The organism is Acaryochloris sp. IP29b_bin.137 (assembly GCF_028285745.1).
Taxonomy (GTDB): Bacteria; Cyanobacteriota; Cyanobacteriia; order Thermosynechococcales; family Thermosynechococcaceae; genus Acaryochloris.
Genome location: NZ_JANQOP010000113.1, coordinates 1 through 4,607, shown reverse-complemented (window position 1 = coordinate 4,607; position 4,607 = coordinate 1). Strand labels below are relative to the sequence as shown.

The following is a 4,607-nucleotide window of genomic DNA, read 5'->3' as shown; positions in this document are numbered from 1 at the left end:
TGTTTTGAGCCTTTTATTTGCGAGAGACGACTCACTCTCGGCCTGAATCATGAGGCTACGTTTGCTAAAACGTCGAAACCGTTACAGCCCCAGGTTACTTAACCCAATTATAGTCTTTCGTGAAAGCGGATTACATCATTTCCTTACCTGGAAGCTGAATACCGTCAATGACTGGCACTGGCAATTGACGAGTCACTCGGGAGAAAATCCATTCTTCTAGGGATTCCACCAGATCATGTCGACATTGCTCTAGGGTGTCTGCCCGAGCACTAACATTCTCAAATTCAGGAATTTCACCGTAGGTTGAGCCATCGGTCAGGACCGTATAGGTCGCACGTGACATTACCGCTCGAATATAGTTTGTCAATATGGATTCCACGTTCTGCTGTGCGTATGACAGAATAGGTCATACAGAAATGAATAAATTGTGAATATCACTAATACTAGTAACAAATCTTGATAGAAAAGTTAATCTGCGCAATGTAATGATGTCCTCACAAGATTTATATAGTATTCCCGAAATTGACGTTGAGACTCTAGCCGATGCTCTGCAGCGTGGACCGATTCCGGTTCAATTACTGGATGTCAGAGAACCACAAGAATTAGCAATTGCTCGTTTAACCGAGTTCCAGAACATCCCCCTCAGTCAGTTTGCCGAGTGGTCTGGATCCATTACTGAACAGCTTGATATTCATCAAGAAACTTGGGTGATGTGCCACCATGGCATGCGTTCTGCCCAAGTTTGTCAATGGTTAAGTCAAAATGGATTTACCAATGTCAAGAATATAAGTGGTGGGATTGATGCCTATTCTCTCAAGATAGACTCTAGTATTCCGCGTTATTGATTGCGATCGCGTCCTATGGAGCTCAGCCTTACTACACGACAACAACAAGTCTTACGGGCAACCGTTGATCATTATGTTGCCACTGCTGAGCCAGTGGGTTCTAAGGCTTTGGCCCGAGAATATTCCCTTAGCATCAGTCCAGCCACGATCCGCAATGTCATGGGTGTGCTAGAACAAGCTGGCTTACTCTTTCAGCCCCATACCTCAGCCGGGCGAGTTCCTTCAGATTTTGGCTATCGTCATTATGTTGATGAGCTAATGATGCCTTCAGCAACATTCGTTCAGCAAATCGAGCAAGCCTTGCATCAAAAATTGCGGACTGAAAGCTGGATTCTTGAGGTTCTGCTGCGCGACGCTGCTCAAATTCTGGCTACATTAAGTGGTTGTGTTGCCCTGATTACCTTGCCTCAAGCAACAACCTCTACCGTCCGCCATCTCCATTTAGTTCAAGTTGCGCCTCATCGGGTGATGCTCATTTTGGTCACGGATGCCTATGAAACGCAGTCCGTTGTGATGGAGTTGCCTCGCACTGACTGGGACACAACCGAGCCAGACAACATTGAGCAAGAATTAAAAATTCTGTCTAACTTCCTCAATCATCATTTTGTTGGGAGTTCCCTCCAAGACTTAGTGGCCCTCGATCAGTACGAGCTGGATCGAGAATTTCAAAAATACACCGATTTCCTAAAGATACTGCTATCGGATCTGATGCAGCGATGTGAAACCCTCAGTCCAAACAATATTTTAGTCGGGGGGCTGGCAGAGGTTCTCCGGCAACCTGAGTTTTCGGAACTTCAGCAAGCCCAGACCCTGATTCATTTATTGGAAGATGGTCAAGACCTTTTAAGACCCCTGATCGATGAAATAGCCACTGATTTGAACCAGAAGACTACATTGACCTCTCAGCATCAGAAGGTGAATATTCGGATCGGCACGGAGAATTCCTTGGAATCTATTCGGGCCTATACGCTCATTTCTTCCACCTACCAAAAAGGGCACACCCCTGTTGGGAGTGTGGGAATCTTGGGACCCACGCGAATGGCGTATGAAAAAATCATTGCCCTGGTGACCGTTACAGCGGATTATCTATCTACTTGCTTGACGCAAACCGCTTAATTTTTTTATTTTCTAGCAAAATATGACTTTTGAGTCGGGAAGTCAGATGCTGTACCTGACTTTTTTGGCTCATCTTTCTGACTTTTTCTGCCTGTTTATTCTGACTAGACCTTGGCTATATTGGCATGTATTGGGATTAATATTTGGATTCAAGAGACGGTTGCTTCTATTGTTGGATTAAAGGTTGAGGATAAAGTCAATGCTTAGTGCTAGTGAGATGTCAGTTAATTCAAGTAACCCATCACAAGATTTGATTAAGCAGTGGTTAACTGAATTGACCTGCTATACCCCCCAGCAGGTTGATACTGCTATTGCTCAAATCCAGCAGCGGACACAGGCCGCTCAACATCGTTAACCTTTTATTGCAGCCATAACCAACGCTCTTGAGGAGAGGGAAATCATCCCTCTCTATTTTTTTGAACATTTATTCAGGGATGACAGAATGAGATAGTGGGGAGAGACCGTTTATCGAGTCTACATCTATCGCAGTCAGAGCATTGAGCATGGGAAATACCTTTGGACATTTGTTCCGCATCACAACCTTTGGTGAATCCCACGGGGGTGGGGTCGGGGTCGTTATTGACGGTTGTCCGCCGCAAATTGATCTTTCAGAGCAAGAGATTCAATTTGAGTTGGACCGACGTCGACCCGGCCAAAGCCGAATTACAACCCCACGAAAAGAGACGGATACCTGTGAAATCGTATCCGGCCTATTTCAAGGGCAAACCTTAGGGACACCTATTACGATTCTGGTCCGTAATAAAGATACTCGCCCTCAAGACTATAGCGAAATGGCCCAGGTTTATCGCCCTTCCCATGCCGATGCAACCTATGATGCAAAATACGGTATCCGTAATTGGCAGGGAGGCGGACGGTCTTCTGCCCGAGAAACCATCGGTCGGGTCGCAGCGGGAGCCATCGCTAAGAAAATTCTGCAGCAGGCTGCGGGGGTAGAGGTGATTGGTTACGTTAAGCGGATCAAAGATTTGGAAGCAGAGATTGATCCTAACCAAGTAACGCTGGACCAAGTAGAAGCGAATATGGTGCGCTGTCCTAATTCAGAAGCCGCCGAGCGCATGATTGAGTTAATTGATCAAACCCGTCGAGATGCCAATTCCATTGGCGGTGTGGTTGAGTGTGTGGCTCGCCAAGTTCCTAAAGGTCTGGGGATGCCCGTTTTCGATAAACTCGAAGCCGAACTTGCTAAGGCCGTTATGTCTCTCCCAGCCTGTAAGGGCTTTGAGATTGGCTCAGGCTTTGCGGGCACGTTATTAACGGGGCTGGAGCATAACGACGAATTTTATACAGATGACCAAGGTCGCATCCGTACCGTTACCAACCGTTCTGGGGGGGTTCAGGGTGGGATCTCTAATGGTGAAAATATTGTGCTGCGGGCGGCGTTTAAACCCACCGCCACCATTGGCAAGGCCCAAAAGACGGTCAACCAGGCAGGTGAAGCAACAACACTAGCAGCAAAAGGACGCCATGATCCCTGCGTTCTTCCCAGAGCGGTACCCATGGTCGAAGCCATGGTTGCCCTAGTGTTGTGTGATCATTTGCTCAGAAATCATGCTCAATGTCAATTGTTGACGGAGTAATCTGTGGAATATGCGATTGCTGCTGATGCGTCATGCCGAAGCCCGGGGAAATGCCCAGCAGCGGATGCTGGGGCAGTCGGATGAGTCGTTATCTTCCCATGGTGTCCTTCAAGCCCAGCGATTAGGACAGTTTTTGGTGCCCCATTTTGCTGCACCAACGCATCTCTACAGCAGTCCGCTAAAACGGGCTGTTGCAACTTTGGAGAGACTGATGGCTTGTTTCCCTGATGCAGGAGATTTCCCCCCTATTCAGATCAGTGATGCGCTGCTTGAAATTCACAATGGCATTTTCCAAGGGCTGACTTGGCAAGAAGCCCAAGAACAGTATCCCGATTTATGCCAACAGTTGATGAGCTGTCAAGATTTAATTCCGCTGCCAGGGGGGGAGACCCTGTCTGACTGTTGTGATCGCACCCGCAGTTTCATCCACACCCTCTATCACACCCACCACCATTCTGATCGAGTTTGGGTGATGACCCATGGAGGTATTTTGCAATACCTGATCGCAGCGATTCTCGATACGCCCAACGTTTGGGGGATGAGTATCGGCAATACAGCTTTGTTTGAATTTGAAGTGGATCTGCATTATTCATCTCAGTCCGCGCAAAATCCACAGTTATGTCGAATCCGTCGATTTAATGAACATCCTCACGCCCCTACAGAACATTCAACCCGGCAAATATTCAGTTAGTGGGCAATAGCTGGCCATCTTCCATTTGGAGGATGCGATCGGCCATATCTAGAATGCGGTTGTCGTGCGTTACCAACATCACCGTACAACCTTCTTCTTGAGCCAGTTTCCGCATAATTTCAACTGCATCCCGACCTGTTTTGCTATCGAGGGCAGCAGTGGGTTCATCGGCGAGGACCAGTTTGGGGTAGCTAACGAGGGCACGAGCAATGGCGACTCTTTGTTTTTGTCCCCCCGATAAATTGGCCGGATAGTAATTGATATAGCAATCAAAGATTGGGTTAGGACACTTTTCTGAAGGCATGATCCACCGCATCCCAAAAATTTTCGAACTGATGACCTGTTTTGCGTAAGCAA

7 protein-coding genes and 1 other RNA gene are annotated in these 4,607 nt (G+C 47.4%); 5 read left to right on the top strand and 3 right to left on the bottom strand.

Annotation, left to right across the window (positions count from 1 at the left end; all coding sequences use genetic code 11):
* Nucleotides 1–91, bottom strand: a transfer-messenger RNA (tmRNA) gene (ssrA, locus tag Q0991_RS08690); the annotation flags it as partial.
* A 39-nt stretch (nt 92–130) separates the two neighbouring features.
* Complete coding sequence (locus tag Q0991_RS08685; protein WP_366524926.1) at nt 131–367, bottom strand: type II toxin-antitoxin system HicB family antitoxin; 237 nt, start codon at nt 365–367, stop codon at nt 131–133.
* 121 nt (nt 368–488) lie between these two features.
* Between Q0991_RS08685 and Q0991_RS08680 the strand changes: the two genes are divergently transcribed.
* From Q0991_RS08680 to Q0991_RS08660, 5 genes are all read left to right on the top strand, one after another.
* Nucleotides 489–845: a rhodanese-like domain-containing protein gene (locus Q0991_RS08680; protein ID WP_299487450.1), complete on the top strand. Its 357-nt coding sequence runs from the start codon at nt 489–491 to the stop codon at nt 843–845.
* A gap of 15 nt (nt 846–860) precedes the next feature.
* Entirely contained in the window at nt 861–1,961 is a 1,101-nt protein-coding gene (hrcA, locus tag Q0991_RS08675; protein WP_299487447.1) for a heat-inducible transcriptional repressor HrcA, read from the top strand.
* A gap of 217 nt (nt 1,962–2,178) precedes the next feature.
* Nucleotides 2,179–2,316, top strand: a complete 138-nt coding sequence (locus Q0991_RS08670) for a hypothetical protein (RefSeq protein WP_299487445.1) — start codon at nt 2,179–2,181, stop codon at nt 2,314–2,316.
* 148 nt (nt 2,317–2,464) lie between these two features.
* The gene (aroC, locus tag Q0991_RS08665) at nt 2,465–3,559 is read left to right on the top strand and encodes a chorismate synthase (RefSeq protein WP_299487444.1); all 1,095 of its coding nucleotides are present in this window, start codon (nt 2,465–2,467) and stop codon (nt 3,557–3,559) included.
* 10 nt (nt 3,560–3,569) lie between these two features.
* Nucleotides 3,570–4,250 (top strand): histidine phosphatase family protein, encoded by a 681-nt coding sequence (locus Q0991_RS08660; protein ID WP_299487443.1) that lies wholly within the window; start codon nt 3,570–3,572, stop codon nt 4,248–4,250.
* On the opposite strand, the gene Q0991_RS08655 is transcribed toward Q0991_RS08660, so the two are convergent.
* The coding region (locus Q0991_RS08655) for an ATP-binding cassette domain-containing protein (RefSeq protein WP_299487442.1) at nt 4,243–4,607 on the bottom strand (365 nt) is incomplete at its 5' end. The genes Q0991_RS08660 and Q0991_RS08655 overlap by 8 nt on opposite strands.